The 24,774-nt window shown below is 66.3% G+C and carries 23 protein-coding genes; 14 read left to right on the forward strand and 9 right to left on the reverse strand.

Annotated elements, in window-relative coordinates; genetic code table 11:
* The first annotated feature begins 2 nt into the window (after window positions 1-2).
* Both P6U30_RS34660 and cobJ read left to right on the forward strand, forming a co-directional pair.
* Window positions 3-734 (forward strand): precorrin-2 C(20)-methyltransferase, encoded by a 732-nt coding sequence (locus P6U30_RS34660; RefSeq protein ID WP_407167169.1) that lies wholly within the window; start codon window positions 3-5, stop codon window positions 732-734.
* Window positions 731-1,465 (forward strand): precorrin-3B C(17)-methyltransferase, encoded by a 735-nt coding sequence (gene cobJ, locus P6U30_RS34665; RefSeq protein ID WP_407167170.1) that lies wholly within the window; start codon window positions 731-733, stop codon window positions 1,463-1,465. Before P6U30_RS34660 ends, cobJ begins: the two co-directional genes overlap by 4 nt.
* Here the strand turns inward: cobJ and P6U30_RS34670 are convergent.
* Complete coding sequence (locus tag P6U30_RS34670; RefSeq protein ID WP_407167171.1) at window positions 1,441-2,190, reverse strand: cobalt-precorrin-6A reductase; 750 nt, start codon at window positions 2,188-2,190, stop codon at window positions 1,441-1,443. The two genes, cobJ and P6U30_RS34670, sit on opposite strands and share 25 nt — an antisense overlap.
* Between P6U30_RS34670 and cbiE the strand changes: the two genes are divergently transcribed.
* From cbiE to cobF, 6 genes are read left to right on the forward strand one after another with little or no spacing between them, the layout of a single operon-like run.
* Complete coding sequence (gene cbiE, locus P6U30_RS34675; protein ID WP_407167172.1) at window positions 2,189-3,370, forward strand: precorrin-6y C5,15-methyltransferase (decarboxylating) subunit CbiE; 1,182 nt, start codon at window positions 2,189-2,191, stop codon at window positions 3,368-3,370. The two genes, P6U30_RS34670 and cbiE, sit on opposite strands and share 2 nt — an antisense overlap.
* Window positions 3,367-3,735, forward strand: a complete 369-nt coding sequence (locus tag P6U30_RS34680) for a cobalamin biosynthesis protein (RefSeq protein WP_407167173.1) — start codon at window positions 3,367-3,369, stop codon at window positions 3,733-3,735. Before cbiE ends, P6U30_RS34680 begins: the two co-directional genes overlap by 4 nt.
* The gene (cobM, locus tag P6U30_RS34685) at window positions 3,732-4,514 is read left to right on the forward strand and encodes a precorrin-4 C(11)-methyltransferase (protein ID WP_407167174.1); all 783 of its coding nucleotides are present in this window, start codon (window positions 3,732-3,734) and stop codon (window positions 4,512-4,514) included. Before P6U30_RS34680 ends, cobM begins: the two co-directional genes overlap by 4 nt.
* A complete protein-coding gene (locus P6U30_RS34690; protein WP_407167175.1) occupies window positions 4,514-5,824 on the forward strand; it encodes a cobyrinate a,c-diamide synthase in 1,311 nt (436 codons plus the stop codon). The genes cobM and P6U30_RS34690 overlap by 1 nt, the downstream gene beginning before the upstream one ends.
* Window positions 5,821-6,549, forward strand: a complete 729-nt coding sequence (cobA, locus tag P6U30_RS34695) for a uroporphyrinogen-III C-methyltransferase (RefSeq protein WP_407167176.1) — start codon at window positions 5,821-5,823, stop codon at window positions 6,547-6,549. Before P6U30_RS34690 ends, cobA begins: the two co-directional genes overlap by 4 nt.
* 7 nt (window positions 6,550-6,556) lie before the next feature.
* A complete protein-coding gene (gene cobF, locus P6U30_RS34700) occupies window positions 6,557-7,315 on the forward strand; it encodes a precorrin-6A synthase (deacetylating) (protein WP_407167177.1) in 759 nt (252 codons plus the stop codon).
* A 26-nt stretch (window positions 7,316-7,341) separates the two neighbouring features.
* Here cobF and P6U30_RS34705 read toward each other — a convergent pair whose 3' ends face one another.
* Both P6U30_RS34705 and P6U30_RS34710 read right to left on the reverse strand, forming a co-directional pair.
* The gene (locus P6U30_RS34705) at window positions 7,342-8,271 is read right to left on the reverse strand and encodes a CobW family GTP-binding protein (protein ID WP_407167178.1); all 930 of its coding nucleotides are present in this window, start codon (window positions 8,269-8,271) and stop codon (window positions 7,342-7,344) included.
* Window positions 8,272-8,273: 2 nt separating this feature from the next.
* Entirely contained in the window at window positions 8,274-9,767 is a 1,494-nt protein-coding gene (locus tag P6U30_RS34710) for an amidohydrolase family protein (protein ID WP_407167179.1), read from the reverse strand.
* A gap of 233 nt (window positions 9,768-10,000) precedes the next feature.
* On the opposite strand from P6U30_RS34710, the gene P6U30_RS34715 reads away from it, so the two are divergent.
* A complete protein-coding gene (locus P6U30_RS34715; protein WP_407167180.1) occupies window positions 10,001-10,822 on the forward strand; it encodes an alpha/beta fold hydrolase in 822 nt (273 codons plus the stop codon).
* 71 nt (window positions 10,823-10,893) lie between these two features.
* Here the strand turns inward: P6U30_RS34715 and P6U30_RS34720 are convergent, their stop codons facing one another.
* Window positions 10,894-12,750, reverse strand: coding sequence for an ABC transporter ATP-binding protein/permease (locus P6U30_RS34720; protein WP_407167181.1), 1,857 nt, complete (start codon window positions 12,748-12,750; stop codon window positions 10,894-10,896).
* Window positions 12,751-12,943: 193 nt separating this feature from the next.
* On the opposite strand from P6U30_RS34720, the gene rpmE reads away from it, so the two are divergent.
* Complete coding sequence (gene rpmE, locus P6U30_RS34725) at window positions 12,944-13,171, forward strand: 50S ribosomal protein L31 (protein WP_407167182.1); 228 nt, start codon at window positions 12,944-12,946, stop codon at window positions 13,169-13,171.
* Window positions 13,172-13,244: 73 nt separating this feature from the next.
* Here the strand turns inward: rpmE and P6U30_RS34730 are convergent, their stop codons facing one another.
* A complete protein-coding gene (locus tag P6U30_RS34730) occupies window positions 13,245-13,871 on the reverse strand; it encodes a LysE family translocator (RefSeq protein ID WP_407167183.1) in 627 nt (208 codons plus the stop codon).
* A 7-nt stretch (window positions 13,872-13,878) separates the two neighbouring features.
* The gene (locus tag P6U30_RS34735; RefSeq protein WP_407167184.1) at window positions 13,879-14,505 is read right to left on the reverse strand and encodes an FMN-binding negative transcriptional regulator; all 627 of its coding nucleotides are present in this window, start codon (window positions 14,503-14,505) and stop codon (window positions 13,879-13,881) included.
* Between the two features lie 87 nt (window positions 14,506-14,592).
* Between P6U30_RS34735 and P6U30_RS34740 the strand changes: the two genes are divergently transcribed.
* Complete coding sequence (locus tag P6U30_RS34740; protein ID WP_407167185.1) at window positions 14,593-16,101, forward strand: PLP-dependent aminotransferase family protein; 1,509 nt, start codon at window positions 14,593-14,595, stop codon at window positions 16,099-16,101.
* 18 nt (window positions 16,102-16,119) lie between these two features.
* Here the strand turns inward: P6U30_RS34740 and P6U30_RS34745 are convergent, their stop codons facing one another.
* The 3 genes from P6U30_RS34745 to P6U30_RS34755 form a co-directional block, all read right to left on the reverse strand.
* Window positions 16,120-16,632 (reverse strand): DUF1465 family protein, encoded by a 513-nt coding sequence (locus tag P6U30_RS34745; protein ID WP_407148977.1) that lies wholly within the window; start codon window positions 16,630-16,632, stop codon window positions 16,120-16,122.
* 530 nt (window positions 16,633-17,162) lie between these two features.
* On the reverse strand, window positions 17,163-17,966 hold the full coding sequence (locus tag P6U30_RS34750) for a transposase (RefSeq protein ID WP_407167186.1): 804 nt from the start codon (window positions 17,964-17,966) through the stop codon (window positions 17,163-17,165).
* A gap of 501 nt (window positions 17,967-18,467) precedes the next feature.
* Window positions 18,468-18,659, reverse strand: a complete 192-nt coding sequence (locus P6U30_RS34755; protein WP_407148978.1) for a DUF1192 domain-containing protein — start codon at window positions 18,657-18,659, stop codon at window positions 18,468-18,470.
* 271 nt (window positions 18,660-18,930) lie between these two features.
* On the opposite strand from P6U30_RS34755, the gene metG reads away from it, so the two are divergent.
* The 3 genes from metG (at window position 18,931) to P6U30_RS34770 (ending at window position 24,681) form a co-directional block, all read left to right on the forward strand.
* Complete coding sequence (gene metG / locus P6U30_RS34760) at window positions 18,931-20,610, forward strand: methionine--tRNA ligase (RefSeq protein ID WP_407167187.1); 1,680 nt, start codon at window positions 18,931-18,933, stop codon at window positions 20,608-20,610.
* A 72-nt stretch (window positions 20,611-20,682) separates the two neighbouring features.
* Entirely contained in the window at window positions 20,683-21,684 is a 1,002-nt protein-coding gene (locus tag P6U30_RS34765) for an NAD(P)H-quinone oxidoreductase (protein WP_407167188.1), read from the forward strand.
* 120 nt (window positions 21,685-21,804) lie between these two features.
* Window positions 21,805-24,681, forward strand: a complete 2,877-nt coding sequence (locus P6U30_RS34770; protein WP_407167189.1) for an EAL domain-containing protein — start codon at window positions 21,805-21,807, stop codon at window positions 24,679-24,681.
* The last annotated feature ends 93 nt before the right edge of the window (window positions 24,682-24,774 follow it).

The raw sequence follows: 24,774 nt of genomic DNA on the forward strand, positions 1-24,774 counted from the left end.
CGATGGGGCGTATCATCTGCTGTGGCCTCGGGCCAGGCGATCCGGACCTGATGAGCGTACGTGCCGACCGCACCGTGCGTGCGGCAAGGCACGTCGCCTATTTCCGCAAGAAGGGCCATCCCGGTCAGGCCCGCCGCATCGTCGAAGGGCTGCTCGCCGCTGACGTCTGCGAATACCCGATGGAATATCCGGTCACCACCGAGATCGCGTTCGACAGCCCGGACTATGCCCGACTGCTCGCTTCCTTCTATGACGAATGGACGGAGCGCCTGGCGCGGCTGGCGCGCGCCGTCGACATCGTCGTGCTTTGCGAAGGCGATCCCTATTTCTACGGCTCGTTCATGCATCTGCATTCGCGGCTGCAAGGCCGCGTCGAGATCGAGGTGATCGCCGGCGTTCCCGGCATGGCGGGCTGCTGGAATGCCGTCGGCCGGCCGATCGCGCTCGGCGACGACGTCACGACTGTCCTGATGGGCACGCTGCCGGAGGCGGAGCTCGAGCAACGGATGCGCAATTCCGACGCGCTGGTCATCATGAAGACCGGACGCAACCTGACGAAGGTTCGCCGGGCGCTCGCATCCGCCGGCCGCCTCAACGAGGCATGGCTGGTCGAACGCGGCACCATGCCGAATCAACGCGTCGCGCGACTCGTGGATGTCGACGCGGCCGACTGCCCATATTTCGCGATCGTGCTGGTGCACGGGCAAGGCCGTCGCGGGGGGTCAGTGGAATGACCGGGACTTTGACCATCGCGGGACTGGGACCGGGCGACGAGGCGCTGATCACGCCGGAAGTGTCCGCGGCGCTGGCGGCCGCAACCGACATCGTCGGTTACGCGCCCTATGTCACGCGCGTGCGCCCACGCGACGGGCTGACACTGCATCCCTCCGACAACCGCGTGGAGTTGCAGCGCGCCGCCGAAGCGCTGCGGCTCGCATCCGAAGGACGCCATGTCGTCGTGGTGTCCTCGGGCGATCCTGGTGTATTTGCGATGGCGTCCGCCGTGTTCGAGGCACTCGAGGCGTCCCCGCACTGGCGCGACCTACCGATTCGGGTTCTGCCCGGTGTCACAGCCATGCTCGCGGCGGCGGCGAGCGCCGGCGCGCCGCTGGGCCACGACTTTTGCGCGATCAATCTCTCCGACAATCTGAAGCCGTGGCCTGTGATCGAGAAGCGCCTGCGCCTCGCCGCCGAAGCTGATTTCGCGATCGCGATGTACAATCCGCGTTCAACGAGCCGGCCCGATGGCTTCGGCCGTGCACTCGAGATTTTACGCGAAGCCGGTTGCGGCGAGCGCATCGTGGTGTTCGCGCGGGCGGTGAGCACGCCCGAGCAGCGGATCGAAACGGTCAAGCTGGATGAGGCGAGGCCCGAAATGGCCGATATGCGGACGCTGGTGATCCTGGGCAATTCAGCGACCCGCCGCGTCGGCCGCTGGGTTTATGCGCCGAGGCATATGCGATGACCGAGCCACTCCATCACCTCGGGGACACTTTCCGCCCGCGGCCTGTCGGGCAATTGCGGCCGCGAGAGCATGATCACGGGAAGGCCGAGCGTGCGGGCGGCATCGATCTTGGCGCGCGCCCCCGACCCGCCCGAATTGCGGGCGACGATCCATTCGATCCCGCGCGCACGCAGCGTCTCCAGTTCACCGTCGAGCGTGAACGGTCCACGCGACACGATGACGTCGGCATCGGGCAATGGCAGCGCGCCTTCAGGAGGATCGACGAACCGCAACGTATAGGCATGCTGCGGCCTCGCGCCGAAAGGCGCGATGTGCTGACGGCCGATGGCGAGAAGCACGCGAGCGCGGCGCTCCGGCAGGGCCGCGACGGCGGAGGTGATGTCCGCGACCTCGATCCAGGTGTCGCCCGGCGTCTTGACCCATGGCGCGCGCTCGAGTGCGAGCAGCGGCGTGCTGGTTTCCGCGCAAGCGGTGACCGCGTTGCGGCTGATCTCGGCGGCGAACGGATGGGTCGCGTCGATCACATGGGTAATGCCTTCGCGACGAAGATAGTCCGCGAGACCTGTGACGCCGCCGAAGCCGCCGATCCGGGTCGGCAGCTTCTGGCCGGCAGGCGCGCGGGTGCGGCCGCCATAGGAGTAGACCGCCTCAAGCCCTACTTGCACGATGGTCTCGGCGAGCAGATTGGCGTCGGCGGTTCCGCCCAGGATCAGGGCGCGCGTCATGGGTAATCCCTGGTTGACCATCATCGGCATCGGCGAAGATGGCCTTGCCGGCCTCTCCGACGCAAGTCGAAAGGCGCTACGCGACGCCGAGACGGTGTTCGGCGGCGAACGGCATCTCGCTTTGGCCGGGATCACCGAGCGCGGCCGTGCCTGGCCGGTGCCGTTCGATGCGGAGATCGTGCTGAGTTGCCGTGGCCGTCCGACCGCAGTGCTCGCCTCCGGCGATCCGTTCTGGCATGGCGTCGGCAGCAGTCTGACCGAGAAGCTCAAGGCCGGCGAATGGGTCGCGCATTCCGCGCCGTCGACGTTCTCGCTTGCGGCCGCGCGTCTGGGTTGGCGGCTTGAGAACATCGTTTGCCTCGGCCTTCACGCCGCGCCGTTCGAGCGGCTGTTGCCGCATCTGGCGCGCGGCGCACGGATCGTCTGTCTGGTGCGTGACGGCAGGGCGGCCAGCGATCTCGCGCGCTGGCTCTCGGAACGCGGCTGGGGAGCATCGTCGATGTGGCGCCTGTCCGCGCTGGGCGGTCCGCGCGAACGCATCACGCAACATCGCGCGGACAACTACGCGGCCGATCCGATCGAGAGCCCGATCGCGGTTGCGCTAGAGGCTGCGGGATCACAGGGCATCGCGCACAGCGCGGGGCTTCCGGATACACTCTTTGTACATGATGGGCAGCTCACCAAGCGGCCGATCCGCGCGCTTGCACTATCGGCGCTTGCACCGCGGCTCGGCGAGAGATTGTGGGACATCGGCGCCGGCTCCGGCTCGATCTCGATCGAATGGGCGCTCTGCGGCGGCACGGCGATCGCCGTCGAGGTGCGCGGCGATCGCGCTGACAATATTCGCAGCAATGCCGCAAGCTTTGGAATGACGCACCGGATCACCCTGATCGAGGATGCAGCGCCTGGAGTCCTGGCGAGCCTCGCGACGCCGGACGCCGTCTTCATCGGCGGCGGCCTCGATGCCGCGATGTTCGATGCCGTGTGGTCGCACATCGCGCCTGGAACCCGGCTGGTTGCGCATGCCGTGACCCTGGAGACCGAAGCCCTGCTTGCCGATCTGCATCAACGCCATGGCGGCGAGTTGATGCGGGTCGAGATTGCCCATGCAGACCCGCTGGGCAAGTACCGCTCGTGGAAAGCCACGCGGCCGATCGTGCAATGGAGCGCGGTCAGATGAAGGTCGCAGGATTCGGATTCAGGCGCGATGCCACGCTCGCCTCGCTGCGCGAGGCGCTCCGCGAAGCCGGCGGCTCCGAAGGCCTTGCAGCCGTCGCCACGGTGAGCGACAAGGCCGACGCGCTTGCGCTGAAATCGCTGGCGCACGAATTGGGGCTGCCGATCAGGAGCGTTCCCGCAGACGTGTTGGCCGAAATCGTCACCGTGACACAGTCTGAGCTCATCAAGGAAAAGTTCGGCGCGGGCTCCGTCGCTGAATCTGCGGCGATCGCAGCCGCGGGGCGCGGGGCCCGCCTGATTTCCGCGCGGGCCGTTTCACAGGATCGGATGGCCACCGCGGCGATCGCGGAAGGAGACGGCAAATGACGGTGCATTTCATCGGCGCAGGACCGGGCGCGGCCGATCTGCTGACCTTGCGCGGGCGCGATCTGATCGCCTCCTGCCCGGTATGCCTCTATGCGGGCTCGCTGGTGCCGGAGGGCGTGCTGGCGCATTGCCCGCCGAATGCACGCATCGTCAACACCGCGCCGTTGTCGCTCGACGACATCATCGCGGAGATCGCTGCCGCGCACGCCGACGGCAAGGATGTCGCGCGGCTGCATTCCGGCGATCTTTCGATCTGGTCGGCGATGGGCGAGCAACTGCGCCGGCTGCGCGCGCTGCAGATTCCCTACTCGATCACGCCGGGCGTGCCGGCCTTCTCCGCCGCGGCGGCCGCGCTCGAGACCGAGTTCACGCTGCCCGGCCTTGCGCAATCCGTGGTGCTGACGCGGACGCCCGGCCGGGCCAGCGCGATGCCAGAGAGTGAAACACTTGCCGCCTTTGCCGCAACCGGTGCGGTACTCGCCATCCATCTGTCGATCCATCTGCTCGACAAGCTTATTGTCGAGCTCACGCCACACTACGGCGCGGACTGCCCGGTCGCGATCGTGTGGCGCGCGAGCTGGCCGGACCAGCGGATCGTGCGCGCGACACTCGGCACGCTCGATGCCGCCGTCGGTCCCGAGCTCGAGCGGACCGCACTCATCCTGGTCGGCCGGACGCTGGGCGCGGAAGAGTTCGCCGAGAGCCGGCTTTACGCCGCCGACTATGACCGCCGTTACCGGCCGCTCGGTCCGGCGCCGCGCTTTCCCGAGGCATCGTGATGACCGCCGGGCTTGTCATCTCCGCGCCCGCATCCAGCGTCGGCAAGACGACGCTGACGCTGGCGCTGGCGCGCACTTACCGGACTCGCGGGCTGAAGGTGCAATGCCTGAAGAGCGGGCCCGACTATATCGATCCCGCCTTTCATGCGGTCGCGACGGGGCGCGTTTCCGTCAATGTCGATAGCTGGGCCATGCCGAGCGCTGCGATCCGGCATCTCGCCAGCCGCGGCGCGGATGCCGATCTCGTCCTGACCGAAGGCTCGATGGGCCTGTTCGACGGTGTCGCCGTGCGCGGCGCTTCCGGCACCGGCGCTACCGCTGACATCGCCGAACTGACGGGCTGGCCGGTCTTGCTGGTCATCGACCCTTCCGGCCAGGCGCAAACGGCGGCGGCGGTTGCGGCCGGATTGCGCGACTTCCGCGCCGGCGTGACACTTGCCGGCGTGGTGCTCAATCGCGTCGCGAGCCCGCGGCACGAAGACCTGGTGCGCCACGCGATGGCGAACGCCGGCATTCCCGTGTTCGGGGCGCTACCCCGCCACGCCGAGATCACTTTGCCGAAGCGGCATCTGGGCCTGGTGCAAGCCGAGGAGCAAACGCAGGTCGACGGCTTGATCGAGGAGGCGGCGCGCTTCGTCACAGAGCATGTCGATCTCGATGCCGTGCTGCAATCGGCCCGCGCCTGGTCACCGCCACCGGGCACCGAAGGATTCAAGATCAATCCACCCGGACAGCGCATCGCCCTGGCGCGCGACGCCGCATTCTCCTTCATCTATCCGCACATGCTGGAAGTCTGGCGCAACGCCGGCGCCGAGATCACGATGTTCTCACCGCTGGCCGACGAAGGCCCCGATGCGAGCGCCGATGTCTGCTGGTTGCCGGGCGGCTATCCCGAACTGCACGCCGGCAAGATCGCGGCCAACACGCAGTTTCTCGGAAGTCTGCGGGCTTTTGCCGAGACGCGCGCCGTGCATGGTGAATGCGGAGGCTATATGGTGCTCGGCAGCGCCCTGACCGATGCCGGCGGCGTGCGCCACGCGATGGCGGGCCTACTCGGCCTGGAGACCAGTTATGCCAAGCGCCGCATGCATCTCGGCTACCGGCTCGCAGAGCTTGCCGCGCCAATGCCCGGGCAGCGCCCGGGCACGCGCCTGCGCGGCCACGAATTCCACTATTCCACGATCATCTCGCAGCCCGATACGCCTCTGGCGGTGGTCCGCGATGCGACTGGGGTAACCGTTGCGGAAACCGGCTCGCGGCGCGGCCACGCGACCGGGACATTCTTTCATTTGATCGCGGAGGACCGGTGAGCGGTTTCGTCTCCTTTGTTTCGGCCGGCCCCGGCGACCCCGAGCTCCTCACGGTGAAGGGTGCCGCGCGCCTGCGCGACGCCGACGTCGTGCTCTATGACGATCTCGCGTCGGGTGCGATCCTCGACCTTGCGCGGTCGGGCGCCAACCTCGTCGCAGTCGGCAAGCGCGCTGGCCGAAGGTCGACCAATCAGCAGCATCTCAACCGGCTATTGATCGACTACGCCGCCACCGGCGCCCGCGTGGTGCGCCTGAAATCCGGCGACGCGGGAATCTTCGGCCGGCTCGAAGAAGAGATCGAAGCGCTGCGCGCGGCCGGCATCGGCTACGAGATCGTTCCTGGCGTGACCTCCGCCTGCGTCGCGGCCGCTCAGGCCGGCATCCCCCTGACGCGACGACACACCTCGCGCCGGGTCCAGTTCGTGACCGGCGCCGACGTCACCGGCGAGTTGCCGGCGAACCTGAACCTGGCGGCGCTGGCCGATCCGGACGCGACGACCGTTGTCTACATGGGGCGACGCACGTTCCCGGCCCTGGCCGCGAAGCTGATCGCGCACGGTCTCTCGCCGGACACCCCCGCACTGTTCGGCGAGTCGCTGGGCCGTGCCGACCAGCAGCTTGCCCGCAGCACGATCGCAGAACTCGCCGAGCAACTCACGAATGCGGGCCCGGCGACTGCAGCGACGGTCATTTTGTTCGGTCCGCTGGCCGGCGATCACGCGTGATGCGGTCATGTTGACGCTTTCCCTGATCGGCATCGGCTGCGGCGACCCCGCCCAGCTCACGCGCGCCGCAATCGGCGCCATCAACGCCGCTGATCTGATTCTGATCCCGCGCAAGGGGGCCGCGAAATCCGATCTTGCCGACTTGCGCCGGACGATTTGCGCCGACGTGCTGACCAATGACCGGACGCGCGTTGCGGAATTCGACCTTCCAGTGCGCGACACGGCCGAGGAAGACTATCGCAAGGGCGTGGACGATTGGCATGACGCCGTCGCCGCAGCGTGGTCGCGGCAAATCGCCGACCATCTCGGACGCGAGGGACACGTTGCGCTGCTGATCTGGGGCGATCCGTCGCTCTACGATTCCAGCCTGCGGATCGCGCAGCGGCTCGATCCCTTACCAAAGATCGAGGTGGCGCCGGGCATCACCTCGATCCAGGCGCTGTGCGCGGCGCATGCGCTGCCGCTCAACGAGATCGGCGAGCCCTTCCTGGTCACGACCGGGCGGCGGCTGCGCGACGGCGGCTGGCCCTCCGGCGTGGATACGGTCGTCGTGATGCTCGACGGCGGCGCGGCGTTCCAGACGCTTGACCCCAAGGGGCTGGAGATCTGGTGGGGCGCCTATCTCGGCATGCCCGACCAGATCACCATCGCGGGTGCGCTCGCCGAAGCCGGTCCCCGCATTGTCGCCGCGCGCCGCGAGGCACGCGCGCGGCACGGCTGGATCATGGACTGCTACGTCCTCAAGCGGCGTGATCCGCCGATTTGATCGACCGATCCGCCCCGGCTGATGTGTTATCCGGGCTCGACGCACCCTTGCATGATCGCATCGATCTCGGCGCGCGACAGAGCGCCCATCTCGGCAATGAACACGATCCGCGTGCGCGGCACACCCGGCGCCGGCGCCTCGCCGGCCGCGAGCGTTGCGCGTCCGCCGGCAAGCTGAAACACCGTCAAGCGTCCGGGCTGCTCCACCGTCTCGAACAATCCCTTCGCCCGCGCGAGCTTCGGCGCCATCCGGCTGATGGCCTGCTGCAGTCGCGGCAGGCTTACCTTGCGTTCCGAGGTCCAGCTCAGCGTCTCGAACCGCTCGACCGCGGGCCGGCGCGGCTCCGTCTCGCGCGGCGGCGGCACATGGTCGAGGTCGGCGGGAAACAGCAGCGCCGCGGGCAGCTCGCCATTGATCGCATCGACCACCACGGCCGCAGGACGGCGCGCCCGGACCGCCTCGCGCATCTGCGCACGCTGCTCCGCGCTTGCCAGATCGACCTTGCTCAACGCCACCACATCGGCCGCGCGCAGTTGCGATCGCAACAGCGCATCGTCGAGCTTGGCCGCGGGCTGCGTCGCGTCCACCACGCACAGCACGGTTTCCAGCGGCGCCTCCCGCCAGATCACCGGATCCATCAGATTGCGCACGACGTCGGCGGGATCCGCCACGCCGCTGGTCTCGATCACGATCAACTCGGGGCGCGGATCACGCCGCAGCAGCGTGGCGAGCGTGCGAATGAGGTCACCTTCCAGCGTGCAGCAGATGCAGCCATTGCTCAATCTCACCACTCCGTCGCTGGCGCCGGCGATCAGCTCGGCGTCGATATTGATCGCGCCGAAATCGTTGACCACGGCGGCGATCCGCCGGCCCTCGGCATGCGCCAGCAGATGGTTCACGACCGTGGTCTTGCCCGCCCCCAGAAAGCCCGCGACCAGCAGGATCGGGACCGGCACGATCAGCTCTCGGCGGTAACGGGCCGACGCACCGGCCGGCCGGGCCGCGCAGTCACATCGAGCACGCCGTCGGTGATCAACGGCTGGCCGCTGACCACGAGGTGCCGCACGCCATCGGCCGGACGATTCATCGCGGTGAAGGCCGCGCGATCGCTCAAGGTCTCGTAGTCGAACACCACGATATCGGCATCCGCGCCCACCTGCAGCCTGCCCTTGGCGCGCATCGCCGGCGTGCTCGCGGCCAGGATCTCCGCCGGGATCAGCGCGCATTTGCGGATGCCTTCGAGCAAGGAGATCGCCCGCCGCTCGCGCACCCACTCGCGGATAAAGCGCGTGAAGCAGCCTGCCGATCGCGGATGCGAGGTTGCATCATCCGGCAACGGCCAGGCATCGCCGGTATAGACCTTGCCGCTCGACAACGTCCAGGGCATCGCGTCGGACGCGATCGCGCCACCGGGATAGAGCACCGAGATGTCCAGGAGATCGCGGTGATGCGGATTGTTCTCGATATCGAGCACGTGCCACAGCACCAGCGTAGACGGTTCCTCGGCCTGCGCCGCCAGCAGCTCCTCGCGGCTGCCGAAGCGGTGGCCGTCGGTCACGCGCTGCACCGAATCGTAGCCGAGGCCGTTGCGCTCCTCGAACTGCGGATCGCTGAAGAAGGTCGCCGCCAGCACGGTCGAGCCGGTGCCGTAGGGATAGGCCTCCACCGTGATCGGCAGGCCTTGCGCCTGCGCCTTCGCGATCAGCGCCGCGCAGCGCTCGACATCGGTCTTGCTGGATGAGTTGAAATGGCAGATGTGCATATGCGCGCCGGTGGCGCCGGCATAACCGATCAACCGGATATAGGCCTCGGCCGCGCTTTCCGGATCGATGCGCGACATGTAGGCGACATGGGTGAAGGTCGGCACGGCATGCGCCGCCGCCAGTTGGCACACCGCGGTCAATTCCTGCACGCCGGCGCCTGGGGCATAGGCGTTGAGAATGCCGATCCCGATGCCACCCTCGTTCAAGCCGTTGCCGAGGCGCGCGAGGATACCGGCCACCTCGCTCTCGCTCGCCACGTTCTCGATCCAGCGGCGGTCGCGCATCGCGCTGCCGAACGATTCCAGCGAGCTCTCCTCGTTGGAGCCGGTCATCGCGCCGATGCGCGCGAACGCCCAGTTGGCGGCGGCGCCATAGTTCAGCACGCGCCCCTTCTCGGCCTGCCGGCGGTACCAGGACGCGACCGGCAGCACGCCCGCTTCGAGATCGAGCGTCGTCGTCACCCCGTCAAAGGCCTGCATGCGGTCCGCCGGAATAGTCTGGCCGTGCGCGTGCAGGTCGATGAAGCCGGGAGCGACCACAAGACCGGTCGCGTCAATCTGCCGCTCAGCGCCACCCAGCCCGGTACCAACAGCGGCGATCCGGCCATCCAGCACCGCCACGTCGCCGACAGCATCCATCCCGCTGGCCGGATCCACCACCCGGCCGCCGCTGATCACCAAACCGCCCATAGTGCCACTCCCGCATTCCAAAGCTGAGGTCTCACGCTTACGACCGACTGCACGCAACGCCAAGACACAAAAAGGCATCGCATCCCTGACGCGACCGGCTGGTCTGAATCGGCGGGCCTGAAGGCGGGCCGGCGCTCGTCATCGGCGCGGCGTCATTTTGCGGTACCATTGTTCCTCCAGGCGAGATTGCTGCCCAGAATCTCACCACCTACCGTAACAACGGAGCCATGACGATGAGCTACATCACGACGAAGGACGGAACGAGGATCGCCTACAAAGACTGGGGAGCAGGACAGCCGATCGTGTTCTCCCATGGCTGGCCGCTCGCCGGCGATGCCTGGGACGCCCAGATGCTGTTCTTCGGCCAGAACGGATATCGCGTCATTGCTCACGACCGCCGCGGTCACGGCCAGTCGGACCAGCCGTGGAACGGCAACACGATGGACCAGTATGCCGACGACCTCGCGGAGCTGATCGAGAAGCTCGACTTGAACAATGTGGTTCTGGTCGGTCACTCCACCGGCGGCGGTGAGGTGGCGCATTATATCGGCCGGCACGGATCGAACCGCGTCGCCAAGGTCGTGCTGGTCGGCGCCGTACCGCCGCTGATGCTGAAGACCGACGCCAACCCGGAAGGCACGCCGCTCAGCGTGTTCGACGAGATCCGCAAGGGCACGGCGACCAACCGGTCGCAATTCTTCAAGGATCTCACCATGCCGTTCTACGGATTCAATCGTCCCGGCGCGAAGGTCAACGACGGCCTGCGCGAATCGTTCTGGCTGATGGGCATGCAGGGCGGCATCAAGGGCGAGTACGACTGCATCCACGAATTCTCGGAAGTCGATTACACCGCAGATCTGAAGAAGATCGACAAGCCGACGCTCGTGATCCACGGCGACGACGACCAGATCGTTCCGATCGCAGCCGCGGGCGAAAAAACCGCAAAGATCGTCGAGGGCGCGCAGCTCAAGGTCTACAAGGGCGGCTGCCATGGCCTCGCCCAGGTCGATGTCGCGACGTTCAACGCCGACGTTCTCGCCTTCATCCGGGCGTGAGCCAAGCAGCCGGACCGGCTTCGGCCGGTCCGGTTGCTACGTCCCCGCGGCACGTCGCGAAGATAGACCTCTCAAATGCCCTCGAATTGCAGCCGCGCCAGCCGCGCATAGAGGCCGTTGGCAGCAACCAGCTCGGCGTGGGTGCCCTGCTCCACGATCTTGCCCTGGTCCATCACCAGGATGCGGTCGCAGGACAGGACGGTTGCGAGACGGTGCGCGATGACCAGCGTGGTGCGGTGGCGCATCAGTTCCTCCAGCGCGGTCTGCACCAGTGTCTCGCTTTCGGCATCGAGCGCCGAGGTCGCCTCGTCGAGCAACAGCAGCGGCGCGTCGCGCAGGATCGCGCGTGCGATCGCGATGCGCTGGCGCTGGCCGCCCGACAGCGTCACGCCGCGCTCGCCGAGCTGGGCCTCGAAGCCGCCGGGCAGGCGGCTCAGGAATTCGCTGGCATGCGCGAGATCGGCGGCGCGTTCGACCTCGGTATCGGTGGCATCGGGACGGCCGAAGCGGATATTTTCGCGCGCGCTGGCAGCGAACACGACGGAGTCCTGCGGCACCAGCGCGATGCGCGCCCGCACGTCGGCCGGATCCGCCTCGCGGATCGGCACGCCGTCGAGCGAGATCGTGCCCGACTTCGGATCGTAGAAGCGCAGCAGCAGATGGAACAATGTGCTTTTGCCGGCGCCGGATGGACCGACGATCGCAACCTTCTCGCCCGAGCGCACCGATAGCGACACGCCGTCGATGGCGAGCGCCTTGGGCCGGGTCGGATAGGCGAAGCTGACCTGATCGAAACCGACATCGCCGCGCGACGGTTGCGGCAGCGCCCGCGGCGTGGCGGGCGCGGCGATCGCCGGCTTGACGCGCAGAATCTCGAACAGCCGCTCGGCGGCGCCTGACGCGGCCGAGACCTCGCCCCAGACCTCGCTGAGCTGGCCGAGGCCGGTTGCGGCGAACGCGGCGTAGAGGATGAATTGACCGAGCCGGCCCGGGCTGATCGTGCCGACCAGCACGTCGTGCGAACCGACCCAGAGGATCACGACGACGCTGGTGAACACGATGAAGATGATGATCAGCGTCAGCACCGCGCGCGCCTTGGTCGAGCTGCGTGCCGCCTCATAGGCCTGCTCGACCTCGCGGCTGAAGCGGTTCTTGGCAAACCGTTCGCTGGTGTAGGCCTGCACGGTGCGGATCGCGGTGACAAGCTCGGACGCATAGGCGCTGGCGTCGGCCAGCGTGTCCTGCGCGTTGCGCGACAGCCGCCGCACCCAGCGCCCGAACGCAACCAGCGGAAGCACGATGATCGGGATCGCCAGCAGCACGAAGCCGGAGAGCCGTGGGCTTGTGATCACCATCATCGCGGCGGCACCGATGAACAGCATCAGGTTGCGCAGCGCGATCGAGACCGAGGCGCCGACGGCGGACTTGATCTGCGTGGTGTCGGCGGTGAGCCGCGACACCAGCTCGCCGGAGCGCGCGGAATCGAAGAACGACGGCGACAGCGAAATCAGATGCGCGAAGACGTCGCGCCTGAGATCGGCGACGATGCGTTCGCCGATCGTCATCACGAGGTAGTAGCGCGAGGCGCTGGCACCGGCCAGCACCGCGACGACCGCGATCATCACGCTGAAATAGCTGTTGATCATCGCGACGCCTTCGCGCGTGAAGCCCAGATCGATCATCCGCCTGACGGCGACCGGCACGATCAGGGTGGTGAGGGCCGCGACCGTCAGCGCGATGAAGGCAAGGATCGCGCGTCCCTTGTAGCGCGCCACGTAGGGTGCGAGCGCAAGCAAGGGCTTCAGCCGCGCGCGGCTCTTCGCCGGCTCCGTCAACTGGCTCTCGATGAAGGCTTCCTCCTCGAGCAGCGCATCGCGCGGGGGCTGCGGGGCGCCACGAGGGGTCTCAAGCTGTTCGGCTACGCTCATAAATCCGGACCGGTTTCTTTGCCCCCAGATAGGCCCGCCGACCCCCGGCTGGCAAATCCGGTAAAGTCCCAATCCGGTGATGGGCTTAGCCCGTTTCTTGGCTTGTTTTAGGGGGTCCCTTGCGTTATAGAGCCGGCCAAATCCCGTATCCGTGACATCTTGAGACGGGCGCCGGCGCGCCGAAGGAACTGCCATGAAAGCCGATATTCATCCGAATTATCATACGATTAAGGTCGTCATGACCGACGGCACCGAGTACCTGACCCGCTCGACCTGGGGCAAGGACGGCGACACGCTGAACCTCGACATCGACCCCAAGTCGCACCCGGCCTGGACCGGCGGCACCCAGCAGATCATGGACCGCGGCGGCCGCGTATCCCGGTTCCAGAAGAAGTTCTCGGGCTTCCTCAAGAAGGACTAAAGTCGTCCGGACCGACCGCCATCGCGGTCAGATGCAAACGCCCCCTTCGCGGGGGCGTTTTATTTTGGGGAGGTTAGCGATCCTGGAAGGCGAGCCGCGCCCCGAGCGCGACCAGGATGCTGCCGCCGATCCGCTGCATGATCCGCTGCGAACGGTGCGAGCGCCGCAGGTTCGACATCACGGCGCTGGCGAAGATCACGCAGACGATGTCAACCAGCGAGAACGTCAGATTGACGATCGTGCCGAGCGCAAGGAGCTGAGCCCAAACCGGCAGGCTCGCCGAGGCGTCGACGAATTGCGGCAGGAACGCCAGGAAGAAGATCGCGGTCTTCGGATTCAGGATCTCGACGACGACGCTTTGCGCAAACGCGCGCGTCACGCCGAGCGGCGCGAGATCGGGGCGCTTCGCGCCACCGCGGTCACGAAACAACGACAACCCCAGCCAGACCAGATAGGCCGCGCCGGCGAGCTTCATCGCCACGAACAGCGGCGGCACCGCGTGAAACAGGAACGCAAGGCCGGCAGCCGCAGCGACCACATGGACGTAGCCGCCGAGATGCAGGCCGAGCGAGGCCATCAGGCCTGCGCGCCTTCCGCCGGCGAGCGCGCGAGCCGCGGCGTAGAGCATGGCGGGTCCCGGGATCAGCGCAAAGGTTACGGTCGTGGTCGCGAACGCGAGGTACAATTCCATTGCAGGCATTCGTGCCTCAATCCATCGGGATCATCGCCGCCACCTCGCGGTCGACCGGATTGTCGCTGGCGCTGAGCCCGGCGACGACGCCCGCGCGATCCTCGAGCTTGCGGTTCTGGCTCATCTTCTTCTTGGCGTCGATCCGCGTGATCGGCATCCGGATGCCGACGATGCCGCGCAGTTGCGCCTTGATGAAATCGGCCGGCGCATCGCTGAGCTGCCAGACTTCTGCGCGCGAACTCTCGTGCAAGTTTGTGAGGCGCGTCACGACGTCGAGCAAACGATCCGCGTCCTCGAAGAACTCGGCCGGCCCATATGCGTGCACGGCGACGTAGTTCCAGGTCGGCACCACCTTGCCGTGCTCGGCCTTGGTCACGTACCAGGACGGCGTCACATAGGCGTCGGGTCCGGTGAAGATCGCCATCGCCTCGCCGACCGCTGGCGCCTTCCACTGCGGGTTAGGCCGTGCGACGTGACCGTATAGGGTACCGTAATCGCCCTCGCCTTCGTCGAGAATGAGCGGCAGTGGCGTGCCCATTAGCCCGTCCGCAGTTGCGGTGACTAGTGTCGCGAGCCGCGATGCCCGCATCGTGGCGTGGATCGCGCCAAGCTCGTCGATCTTGAAATGTGGCGGCACGTGCATGGAAAACCTCATCGGCTATCAGCTCGCACAATAGCCCCATAGTGGTCTATGATAAGGACCATTTTCGACCATACTGACCGAACCACTATGCCACGCCCGCGCGCCATCATCAGCATTCCCTCGCTCGGCGCGGTCGACCGCGCCGGGGGGCAGGTCGGACGCCAGATCGCGCAGGCGCTGCGCGCGGCGATCACCAAGGGCGAATTGAAGCCGGGTGAATTGCTGCCCTCGACGCGCGCGCTTGCGGCCTCGCTGCGGGTCGCGCGCGGCACGGTGGTCGAGGCGTTCGAGCAGTTGCAGGCCGAGGGCTACCTGGAATCGCGCATCGGCGCAGGCACCCGCGTCGCCTCGACGCTGGCCGAGCCGTCTCGCCCGGTCCGCGCGCGGATCGAGCGCGATCCCAAAACTCAGCCGATTCAGTTGCCGCCGCGCGCGCCGCGACTGGCCGAGGTTGCCACAGCCTTCACGCCGATGCCGGAGACACCGTTTGCGATCGCCGTTCCCGGCGGCAGCGTGGCGCCCGATGCCAGTTGGCGACGGCTCGGCAACCGGGTGCGGGCGTCGCGCGCAGCGGCACCCGCGAGCTACGGCGATCCGCGCGGCGTGATGGAGTTGCGGCGCGCGATCGCCGACTATGTCCGGACTTCGCGCGCGGTGCATTGCGAGCCTGAGCAAGTCGTGATCACCGCCGGCACGCAGCAGGGCCTCTACCTCGCCGGCCGCGTGCTGCTGTCGCGCGGCGATCATGTCTGGGCCGAGGACCCGGCCTATCCCGGCATGACCGCCGTGCTCGACGATCTCGATCTCGTCACGACGCGCGCGCCGGTCGACGCGCAGGGCATCGATGTCGACGCCGGCCTTGCTGCGCGTCCCGATGCACGCGCCGCCTTTGTGACGCCATCGCATCAATATCCGCTGGGCATGCCGATGAGCATGGCGCGTCGCAACGCGCTGCTGGCATGGGCGCAACGCCAAGGTGCCTGGATCGTCGAGGACGATTATGACAGCGAGTTGCGCTATGCCGGCCATCCCTTCCCGTCGTTGCAAGGTCTCGACCCGTCGCGCGTGATCTATTTGGGCACGCTGAGCAAGGTGCTGTTCCCATCGCTGCGGCTCGGCTACGTCGTCGCGCCTGCGCCGCTGGTCGATGCCTTTGCCGGCGCGCGGGCGCTGCTCGACCGGCATTCACCGACCAGCGACCAGCACGTGCTGGCAGCCTATATGCGGGAAGGCCTGTTCGAAGCGCACATCAGGCGCATCCGCGGGGTCTACGCCGCGCGGCGCGCCACGCTGATCGCGGCGCTCGACCGTCACATGCCCGATGACGTTACGCTGCAGCCGAGCGACCAGGGCATGCATCTGCTGTTGTGGTTGCCGCAAGGCACTGACGACGTGCAGCTCGCGAAGGCCGCATTGGTCGACGGAATCGTCGTGCGGCCGATTTCGCCGATGTACCGGGCCACACCGCAGCCCGGCCTGATGCTTGGCTTCGGCGGGTTCGCGCCGGAGGAGCTGGAGGCCGCCGCGTTACGTCTGCGACGTGTGATGGATCAGCACGGCTCGCAGCGGCGCAGCCAACCACGCCGCGCGTCGTGACGACGCTTGGCGTCGGCCTTACTGCTCGAACGCCGCCTTGAGGCGGTTGAGCTGCGGCACCAGCGGGTTGCCGATCGCCGAAGGATCGAAGGCCGGGGCGTGGATAGTGGTGTCGAGCCGGCGGACGCGGGCCTGCAGGTCCATCGAGCGCGCGATCAGGCCCTGCAACTGCTCGGGCAGCTTCGCGATCATATCGGCCGGGCCGGGATCGGCGGCCGACAGCTTGACCTTGGTCTTCTCGCGATTGGCCTGGGTGAGCGTCATCTCGCCCTCCTTGACCGCGCGATGCAGCAGCAGCCACGAGGCGAGCTGCATCAGTCGGGTGGTGAGGCGCATGCTTTCGGTGGCATAGGTCAGGCTCACCGACCGTTCGAGCGCCTTGGCCTCGGCGCGGCCGTCGCCGTCCAGATAGGCGGCGGTCTGCTCGACCAGATCCATGCCTTCCCGGAACAGCACGCCAAATGCTGCCGAATTGGTCAGCCGTTCACTGAACAGCACAAGCCCGGCTTCGCTCTGTGAACGATCCGCCATGGTTAACGCCCTCACACCACCGTAACGCCCGCCGGCGTCTGTCGCGCCGGCTTATGATGAACAAATCATTGCGCGGGCGTGGCGAAGAGTCCAGCCGCAACCGGATTTATGGTTTCCAGCCGGTGGGACGCATAAAAAAGAGCCGCCGTTTCCGGCGGCTTTTGAAGTTGATAACAGGGAGGCGTCAAACAGAGTGGACAGGAGCCACTCGGTGTCCAAACGAGGACAATGCAGTCATAATCGAGAAAGCTTAATTGATCGTAAATGAATGGTTTTCTTCAGGCTTTGTTTGCCATGTCGGCCAGCGACCTAGTTTGAGACAGTCCCCTCACGAGTCGTCCCGGCGAAGGCCCATAGGCGCTAAGGTAGTTGGATTGCTTGATAGCGACGCTTGTGTCTGGGCGGCTCGCGGAGGTGCCGTCGGAGCGTGGAGCGGAGTCTGCGGAGGCAAGCGATTGCGGGCTGGGGAATGATGGCTTGCCGGAGCGAAGCGACGAGCTGGTGCAGGAGTCGCCACGCCCCTGGGCGGGTCAGGCGGCGTCGGCCAAGCGGGGAGAGTCCTCGAGTTCGTCGACGAGCGGCTCGAGCAGAAGAATGATCAGCAGATGGGCAAGGATATGGGGTCTGGCGGATCGCTCGTCAGTTCCGGGCGGCCCCTTCAGGCCAATCAAGCTTTTCAGCCGCTTGAAGCCGAGCTCGATGCGCCATCGCAGCCGATAGAGGGCGAGAATGTCGGCCGTCGTGAAGTCCTTTGGTTTGAGTGAGGTCACCAGGATCACCCAATCTGCGGCGTCCAGTGTTTGGCTGGAGAGCTGATGGCCTCCCTTTTGTGCGGTCCGGCGTGCCTTGCGTCGCGCAGCCGCGGCAGCTTGCGCCGGCTTCCTGATCGCAACCAGACGCACGGCGAGCGGCGCGCCAGACTTGCGTTTTATCCAGATCGGCCGATCGATCATGCCGCCTGCCGTGGCTTTGCGCAGTTCGGCCGTGAGATCAACCAGACCACCTTCGGCATCAAGCCAACGCGCGCTCTTCCAGCCGGACCGGATCACGAAGTCCGCACCGGCATCGCGCAGACGTGCCATCCGCTCGGGCTGCAGATAGGCGCGATCGGCAAGACGGATTTCGCCGGCAACCGCCGGTATCCGATCCAGCGTCTCGCCCCCGCGCTCATCAGTCAATTCGAAGTGACCAAAACGCTCCCGCGGAAGATCGAACGCACTGTGGACGCGCCACACCGCGTTCTTGTTCCTGCCGCTCGTCCCAGCCTTGGGGACCGTCGTGGCGTCAACAATGCGGATCAGGCGACCGCGGCTCGCCTTCGGTGCGCCGCTCACAAGCGCTTGGCCTACCAGGCGCGCCAGCCAATCCCCGCATTGACGCAAGCGATACAACAGAGCCACGTTGGAGATATCGACAAGGCCCACCGAGGTTGCCCAGGCCGTTGTCAACCGCAGACCCCCTCGCCGAGACAGTACGCAAGGATCAGACGCAGCAAATCGACTGCATTGCTAATCTCTCGCGGCCGGACAAACGCCTTCGTCTCGCGGGCGCTGACCTCCAGAGCATCGGCTCCGCCAAGCCGCGCAACAACACGCGCCCAGTCTTCGTTCACAAGCGATTCGTGTCTCATCCCATCTTGGAATCACAAGCAAACCCAACCCGCAAATCCTATTTTAGCGCCCATGGGCGAAGGCCGGGACCCATAATCACCAATGCCCGAGTGGCGCTCGGCCGTGGACCAGCCGTACGCGGCAAGGAACAGCCGTGGTTATGGGTCCCGGATCGCGCTCGCCTTGCTCGCTTGTCCGGGACGACGTGATGTGATGTCGGCAGCGCTACGACTTGAAGAAGGCGTTGGCGGCATCCTTCGACGCGCGCTTCTTCGTCATCGCCTCTTTCAATCGATCCACTTCCGCGGTGAGCAGCGCGATCCGCTCGGTCAATTCCTCAACCGACAGCAGCGAGAGATCCTGTCCGATCTCATGCGTGATTTTCTTCCGTGGCCGGTCGTCGTCCTCAATCGGCATGTGTCCTCCCGGCGATGATGATCTGGCGCCTCACGCCCAGAGATGATAAATGATGATGCAGGGAGAATTTTGCAGTGACTTTCGCACGCGTGCAACAGCAGACGCGAATGCCCCGGCCCGACCGCGAGGAGTCTGACCGGACGGGATAGCGCGCGTCCGCGCGCGAGGCATCAGCCGACCCCAAGCCCTTCCGATCATGCGGGAGGGCTTTTTGATTTTCCGATTTGAGTTCTCGGGGGTCGGCATCGTCAAACGCGAAAGACCGCATCCCATGAGCAAGATTCTCATTACCAGCGCGCTGCCCTATGTGAACGGCGTCAAGCACCTCGGCAATCTGATCGGCTCGCTGCTGCCCGCCGATGTCCATGCCCGCTTCAGACGGCAGATCGGTGACGACGTCCTCTTCATCTGCGCCACCGACGAGCATGGCACACCCGCCGAACTCGGCGCCGTCACGGCCGGCCAGGACATTGAGACCTTTTGCGACCAACAACATGCGATTCAGGCCGACATCTACCGCCGCTTCGGCCTCTCCTTCGATCATTTCGGGCGAACCAGCTCGGCGCACAATCATGCCTTGACGCAACACTTCTATCGCCGGCTCGACAAGGCCGGCCTGATCGAGGCGCGCGAGTTGCAGCAAATCTGGTCGCCGGTCGACCAGCGCTTCCTGCCCGACCGCTACGTCCTCGGTACCTGCCCGCATTGCGGCGACGCTTCGGCACGCGGCGATCAATGCGATCAGTGCGGCACGCTGCTCGATCCAACCGAGCTGATCGCGCCGCGATCCGCGCTGTCGGGCGACCACGCGCTGCAAATCCGCGCGAGCCGCCATCTGTTCCTGCGCCAATCCGAGCTCGTCGCACAGCTTGGCGCATGGATCGACGGCCGCACCGGATGGCCGCCTTTCGTGGTCTCGACCGCGAAGAGCTGGCTGACCTGCGAGCTCAGGGATCGCTGCATCACCCGCGACCTCGCCTGGGGCATTCCGGTGCCGCGCGAGGGCTTCGACGGCAAGGTGTTCTACGTCTGGTTCGATGCCCCGATCGGCTACATCGCCGCGACACAGGAATGGGCTGCTGCAGCACTGGGCCGCGACTGGCGGCAATGGTGGTGGCAGGCTGACGATGTCAGCTACATCCAGTTTCTTGGCAAGGACAATATCCCGTTCCATACCGTGAGCTTCCCGGCGACATTGCTCGGCTCGGGCGAGCCGTGGAAGACGGCCGACGTGATCAAGGGATTTCACTGGCTCAGCTATGAAGGCGGCAAGTTCTCGACCAGCCGCAATCGCGGCATCTTCACCGACCAGGCGCTGGAGGAATTGTCGGCAGATCTCTGGCGCTGGTGGTTGATCGCAAACGCACCGGAGAGCGCCGATACCGATTTCAACGTCGCGAAGTTCACAGCCGATGTGAACAAGGATCTCGCCGACATCTTCGGCAATCTCGCCAACCGCATCATCAGCTTCGCCCACCGCGCCTTCGACGGCCGCATTCCCGATGGCGGTACGCCTGGTGATGCCGAACGGCGGCTCGCTGAGGAATTGCAGCAGCTCATCGCAGCACTCCGCCGTCATCACACGGCGCTGGAATTTCGTGCCGCTGCCGCCGCGACCCGCGCGATCTGGGACGCAGCGAATGCCTACCTGCAGCACACAGCACCATGGGCTGCCGTCAAATCCGATTCCGTTCGCGCGGCCGTCGTGACACGGACCGGACTGAACCTGGTCGCGATTTGCGCCACCTTGGCGTGGAGCATCATCCCTCACCTCGCCGAACGCGTGCTGCGCGCGTTCGGCCGCGACGAAGCCGTTCCGCGCTGGCCCAATGGCCCACTCGCGCCGCTGCTCGACGGCGATGCGGGCGCGCCGGTCGCAAGGCTCGGCCCATTGGTTGAAAAAATTGCGCCCGAGAAGGCCGCCCATCTTGTGACACGGTTCGGGGCTTAACGGCGTTCCACTCCGCCTGAAAAGGCGATATGCCATCCATCCGCCGAGCCCTTCATTGACCAAGGACGAACCATGCCCAAGCTGCCCGCGCAAATGACCGTCGTCGCCATCAGCAAGCCGGGTGGCCCGGAGGTGCTGCTGCCGGAGACCCGCGCGGTGCCGGTTCCGGGCCCGGGTGAAATCCTGGTCAAGGTCGAGGCCGCCGGTGTCAATCGTCCCGACGTCGCGCAGCGCTCCGGCTCCTATCCGCCGCCGCCCGGCGCGAGCGATCTGCCCGGCCTCGAGATCGCCGGCGAAGTCGTCGCGCTCGGCGACGGCACTGTCAGGCACAAGATCGGCGACAAGGTGATGTCGCTCGTCGCCGGCGGCGGCTATGCGCAATATTGCATCGCGCAGGACGGACAGGCGATGACGGTACCGCCTGCGCTGTCGATGCAGGAAGCCGGCGCGCTTCCGGAAACGCTGATGACGGTCTGGCACAATGTGTTCGAGCGCGGCGCGCTCAAGGCCGGCGAGACGCTTCTGATTCATGGCGGCTCGTCGGGCATCGGCACGATGGCGATCCAGCTTGCGAAAGCGTTCGGCGCCAAGGTGATCGTCACCGTCGGCTCGCAGGACAAGGCGGATGCCTGTCGCAAGCTCGGCGCCGATCATGCCGTGAACTACAAGACCGAGGATTTCGTCGACGCGGTGAAGAAGATCACCGGCGGCACCGGCGCCAATGTCATTCTCGACATGGTGGGGGGCGACTACATCGAGCGAAACTACGAGGCCGCCGCCGTCGAAGGCCGCATCGTCCAGATCGCGTTCCTGTCGGGAACCCCCAAGGCCACCGCCAATTTTGCCAAGCTGATGGTCAAGCGGCTGCACCACACCGGCTCGACGTTGCGCCCCCGTAGTAATGCGGACAAGGCGGAGATGGTCGCGGCGATCGAGGCGAAAGTAATGTCGCTGCTGCGCGATGGCCGCATCAAGCCGCTGATGGACAGCACTTTCCCGCTGGAAAAGGCCGCTGACGCGCACCGGCGGATGGAGACCAGCGAACATATTGGCAAAATTGTGTTGGCCGTCTAACGATCGCACCGGGAGCGAAGGCGGAAACCCTTTGATTCCCTTCGCTTTCATGGCATCTATCGCGCCACCCCTGAGCCGATCGTCAGGCTGGGGCCGTTTGTCGATCGCGGAGTACTGACATTGCGTCTGATCAGGTGCCTTGCGCTCTTGGCGCTGGGTCTCATGATGTTTGCTGCTGCGCCCGACGCGTATGCACTCGACGCCGTCAGCGTCCGCAGCGACGCGCCCGCCATCGATCTCACCGGCGTCCTTGACCATCAGCGCAGCGAGACCGATCGCATCCAGGTATCCACGGCACCTGGAACCGATGGCATCGTACGCCGCATCGAGGTGCGCGCCCGCGAAGGTGGGACGAACTGGGTGGTGTTCGCGCTCGCCAACAACACCGACGACCAGCTCGACCGTCTGATCGTCGCGCCGCATTATCGTATCGTATCGTCCGGACTGCTGTGGCCCGATCTCGGTCTGTCGCGCATCGCCACGATCACGCCGTCGGTCGGTGATCGTCCCGAGCGGCAGGAGAGTCCCACCGCCGACGTGTTCCGCATCACGCTCGATCCGGGCGCGGTCGTCACCTATGTCGCGGAACTGCGCACCGACAAGCTGCCGCAGCTCTATCTGTGGGAGCCCGAAGCCTACAAGGACAAGGTCAATTCGTTCACGCTCTACCAGGGCATCGTGATCGGCATCTCCGGCCTGCTGGCGCTCGTGCTCACGATATTGTTTGTGGTCAAGGGCAGCATCATGTTCCCGGCCGCCGCGGCGCTGGCCTGGGCGGTGCTGGTCTATATCGGCGTCGACTTCGGCTTCTGGGGCAAGGTGCTCGACATGTCGAACAACGCCGAGCGCGTCTGGCGCGCCGGCGGCGAGGCGATGCTGGCGGCGACACTGCTCGTGTTCCTGTTCGCGTATCTCAATCTCAGTCGATGGCACGTGCGCTATTCGCACATCACGATTGGCTGGCTCGCCTTCCTCGGTTCGCTGGTGGCGCTCGCGCTGTTTGATCCGGCGGTCGCCTCCGGCATCGCGCGCATGTCGCTCGTGATGATCGCCTTCGCCGGCTTCGCCCTGATCGTCTATCTCTCGACCCACGGCTTCGACCGCGCGGTGCTGCTGATCCCGACCTGGTTCCTGCTGGTGGTCTGGGTGATCGCGGCCGGCATGACGGTGGCGGGCTCGGTCACCAACGACATCGTCGGTCCGGCCTTGCTCGGCGGTCTCGTGCTGATCGTCATGCTGATCGGATTCACGGTCATGCAGCACGCCTTCGCCGGCGGCGGCGCCACCACCGGCGTGGTCTCCGATGTCGAGCGCCGCGCGCTGGCGCTGACCGGCTCGGGCGACCTGATCTGGGACTGGGACGTTTCCGCCGACAAGGTGTTCACCAGCCCCGAGACCGAGGCCTTGCTCGGGCTGAAGCGCGGCACACTGGAAGGCCCGGCCGCCAAATGGCTCGAGGTGCTGCACCCGCTCGACCAGGACCGGTTCCGCGCCGCGCTCGACAGCGTGCTCGACCAGCGCCGCGGCCGCCTGGTGCAGGATTTCCGGCTGCGCACGCCGGACGGCCATTTCATGTGGTTCGCGCTGAAGGCGCGACCCGTGGTCGGCTCCGACGGCGAGGTCTCGCGCGTGGTTGGCACGCTCACCGACGTCACCGAGTTCAAGAACTCGGAAGAGCGGATGCTGCATGACTCCGTGCACGACAATCTGACCGGCCTGCCGAACCGCAAGCTGTTCATGGATCGGCTCGGCGCGGTGGCGAACCTCGCCAAGACGATGCCGAACCTGCGGCCGACGCTGATGGTGATCGACCTCGACCGCTTCAAGCAGGTCAACGATTCCGTCGGCATCGCGGTCGGCGATTCCATCCTGCTCACGCTGGCGCGGCGCCTCACCCGCATCCTCAAGCCGCAGGACACGCTGGCACGGCTCGCCGGCGACCAGTTCGGCCTGATTCTGTTGTCCGAACAGGACGCGGCACGGATCACCAATTTCGCCGAGACCATCCGCAAGACCATCCGCGCGCCGATCGCGTTCAACGACCGTGAGATTTTCCTGACCGCCTCGATCGGCCTTGCCTTGTCCGATCCGCAGGCGCCGCTCACCGACGAGATCATCAAGGACGCCGAGCTTGCGATGTATCACTCCAAGCGCATCGGCGGCGACCGCATCGACGTCTACAAGCCGGCTATGCGCGCGCGGAAGACCGACCGCCTGACGCTGGAGAGTGATCTGCGCCGTGCCATCGAACGCCAGGAGATCACCATCCTGTACCAGCCGATCGTGCGACTGGAAGACCGTTCGATCGCGGGCTTCGAAGCGCTGGCGCGCTGGGATCATCCCAAGCTCGGCCGGATGTCTCCGTCCGAGTTCATCAACGTCGCCGAGGAGATCGGCCTAATCGTCGATCTCGGCATGTTCGTGATGGACCAGACCGCCCGCCAGCTCGCGGTGTGGCAGCGCGCGATGCGCGCCCGCGAACCGATCTTCGCCTCCGTCAACGTCTCCTCGCGGCAATTGCTGCGCCACGATCTGATCCATGACATCCGCACGGTGCTGTCGCGCTCCACCGTGGCGCGCGGCACGCTGAAGATCGAATTGACGGAATCGCTGGTCATGGAGAATCCGGAGCACGCGGCCCAGATGCTGGCGCGGATCCGCGAGCTCGGCACCGGGCTCTCGCTGGACGATTTCGGCACCGGCCACTCCTCGCTGTCTTATCTGCAGCGCTTCCCGTTCGACACCATCAAGATCGACCAGTCCTTTGTCCGCACCACCAGCCGCGGCACCCGCCCGGTGATCCTGAAATCGATCATTGCGCTGGCGCACGATCTCGGCATGGAAGTGGTGGCCGAAGGCGCCGAGACGGATTCGGATGCGGTCGAGCTCTACCAGCTCGGCTGCGAATACGCGCAGGGCTTTGCCTTCGGCGAGCCGATGGATGCCGACGCGGCGACCCGGCTGCTGACCGAGGAACGCCTGGAGGCCGCGAGCTAGGCTCGGCGGAGGCACTTCGCCGCCGCTTTCGCGGACGTCATACTCCGCGAACGCGGAGTATTCAGTACGCTGCGGCTTGTCCGTATTGCTTCG

The organism is Bradyrhizobium sp. ORS 111 (genome assembly GCF_045571485.1).
Classification (GTDB): Bacteria; Pseudomonadota; Alphaproteobacteria; order Rhizobiales; family Xanthobacteraceae; genus Bradyrhizobium.

Bases quoted from the DNA above. Each gene is read 5' to 3' on its own strand.
- P6U30_RS34720 (WP_407167181.1), bottom strand. From the start codon at position 12,750: ATGAGCGTAGCCGAACAGCTTGAGACCCCTCGTGGCGCCCCGCAGCCC.
- P6U30_RS34690 (WP_407167175.1), top strand. From the start codon at position 4,514: ATGACCGCCGGGCTTGTCATCTCCGCGCCCGCATCCAGCGTCGGCAAG.
- rpmE (WP_407167182.1), top strand. From the start codon at position 12,944: ATGAAAGCCGATATTCATCCGAATTATCATACGATTAAGGTCGTCATG.
- P6U30_RS34745 (WP_407148977.1), bottom strand. From the start codon at position 16,632: ATGGCGGATCGTTCACAGAGCGAAGCCGGGCTTGTGCTGTTCAGTGAA.
- P6U30_RS34715 (WP_407167180.1), top strand. From the start codon at position 10,001: ATGAGCTACATCACGACGAAGGACGGAACGAGGATCGCCTACAAAGAC.
- P6U30_RS34730 (WP_407167183.1), bottom strand. From the start codon at position 13,871: ATGCCTGCAATGGAATTGTACCTCGCGTTCGCGACCACGACCGTAACC.
- P6U30_RS34765 (WP_407167188.1), top strand. From the start codon at position 20,683: ATGCCCAAGCTGCCCGCGCAAATGACCGTCGTCGCCATCAGCAAGCCG.
- cobJ (WP_407167170.1), top strand. From the start codon at position 731: ATGACCGGGACTTTGACCATCGCGGGACTGGGACCGGGCGACGAGGCG.
- P6U30_RS34670 (WP_407167171.1), bottom strand. From the start codon at position 2,190: ATGACGCGCGCCCTGATCCTGGGCGGAACCGCCGACGCCAATCTGCTC.
- P6U30_RS34710 (WP_407167179.1), bottom strand. From the start codon at position 9,767: ATGGGCGGTTTGGTGATCAGCGGCGGCCGGGTGGTGGATCCGGCCAGC.
- cobF (WP_407167177.1), top strand. From the start codon at position 6,557: ATGTTGACGCTTTCCCTGATCGGCATCGGCTGCGGCGACCCCGCCCAG.
- cobM (WP_407167174.1), top strand. From the start codon at position 3,732: ATGACGGTGCATTTCATCGGCGCAGGACCGGGCGCGGCCGATCTGCTG.
- P6U30_RS34735 (WP_407167184.1), bottom strand. From the start codon at position 14,505: ATGCACGTGCCGCCACATTTCAAGATCGACGAGCTTGGCGCGATCCAC.
- P6U30_RS34755 (WP_407148978.1), bottom strand. From the start codon at position 18,659: ATGCCGATTGAGGACGACGACCGGCCACGGAAGAAAATCACGCATGAG.
- P6U30_RS34680 (WP_407167173.1), top strand. From the start codon at position 3,367: ATGAAGGTCGCAGGATTCGGATTCAGGCGCGATGCCACGCTCGCCTCG.
- metG (WP_407167187.1), top strand. From the start codon at position 18,931: ATGAGCAAGATTCTCATTACCAGCGCGCTGCCCTATGTGAACGGCGTC.
- P6U30_RS34660 (WP_407167169.1), top strand. From the start codon at position 3: ATGGGGCGTATCATCTGCTGTGGCCTCGGGCCAGGCGATCCGGACCTG.
- P6U30_RS34740 (WP_407167185.1), top strand. From the start codon at position 14,593: ATGCCACGCCCGCGCGCCATCATCAGCATTCCCTCGCTCGGCGCGGTC.
- cbiE (WP_407167172.1), top strand. From the start codon at position 2,189: ATGGGTAATCCCTGGTTGACCATCATCGGCATCGGCGAAGATGGCCTT.